At 69.8% G+C, this 971-nt stretch carries 2 pseudogenes; both read right to left on the bottom strand.

What is annotated here, in order from left to right:
* Positions 1–120 (bottom strand): annotated as a pseudogene (locus BN4348_RS62075) (lycopene cyclase domain-containing protein); the annotation flags it as partial.
* Positions 117–896, bottom strand: a pseudogene (locus BN4348_RS59045) (phytoene/squalene synthase family protein); the annotation flags it as partial. The pseudogenes BN4348_RS59045 and BN4348_RS62075, both read right to left, overlap by 4 nt.
* Positions 897–971: the final 75 nt, after the last annotated feature.

The raw sequence follows: 971 nt of genomic DNA, 5'->3' as shown, positions 1-971 counted from the left end.
AAGCACGGCTCGGGCGAGCCGGCGCGGCTGCCGGTAGACGCCGGCGCCGAACAGCTCCAGCGGCGCCGTGATCGCCAGGCACAGGCCGAGCAGGATCAGGTACTGCCACCGGTCGCTCACGCCGCGCCCCTGATCCGGGCCCGCCACGACTGCAGCAGGGCGCCACCGGCGACCCGGAGCCGTCGCGCGTTGCCGACGGTGGCGCGCCGGTTGAACACCGAGAAGTCGCTGTCCTCAATGCAATCCAGGATTTCGGAGTACAGCGTCAACGCGGTGGCCACGCACGGCCGGGAACGCGGGGCCAGCATCGCGATTCCGTCGGCGGCGAAACGGTAGATCTCGCGGGTGATGTCGTGTTGGGCCGCCAGCGCCGTCCGCACCCGGGCGTGGGTGCGCCGGTGCGTGTGGCACCACAGCATCAGGTCGCGGTCGACACCGAACGCGGCGAGTTCGTCGGCCGGCAGATAGATCCGGTTGCGCGCGAGGTCCTCGTCGACGTCCCGCAGGAAATTGGTGAGCTGAAACGCGCGGCCCAGCGCCGCCGCGTACGGGGCCGCCTCCTCGGCGGGTCCGACGGTGCCGAGAATCGGAAGCATCTGCAGGCCAATGACTTCCGCGGAGCCGCGCATGTAGCGGCCCAGCGCCGCCCGATCCGGATAGTCGGTGACGGTGAGGTCCATGCGCATGGAATCCAGAAAGTCCTCGAAGAGATCTGCGGGGATCCCGTAGCGGCGCACGGTGTCGTCGACCGCGGCGAGGACGGGCTCGTCGTGCTGCCCGGCTCCGGCGAAGAAGCGCTCCGACAGGCGCTGCAGCCGCTCGGCGCGCGCGGCGACGTCCAGCGCCGGGTCGATCTCGTCGAGGATGTCGTCGGCGTGGCGGGCGGAGCCGTACAACCGTCCCTTTTAAACATCTTGATGGGTTTAAGAGAAAGGGGCTCGGGCACGCTGGTGTTGTCGACCGGGTCGTGG

Origin of the sequence: Mycobacterium interjectum (assembly GCF_900078675.2) — a bacterium.
Taxonomy (GTDB): domain Bacteria; phylum Actinomycetota; class Actinomycetes; order Mycobacteriales; family Mycobacteriaceae; genus Mycobacterium; species Mycobacterium interjectum.
This window is presented reverse-complemented; position numbering and strand designations above follow the sequence as displayed.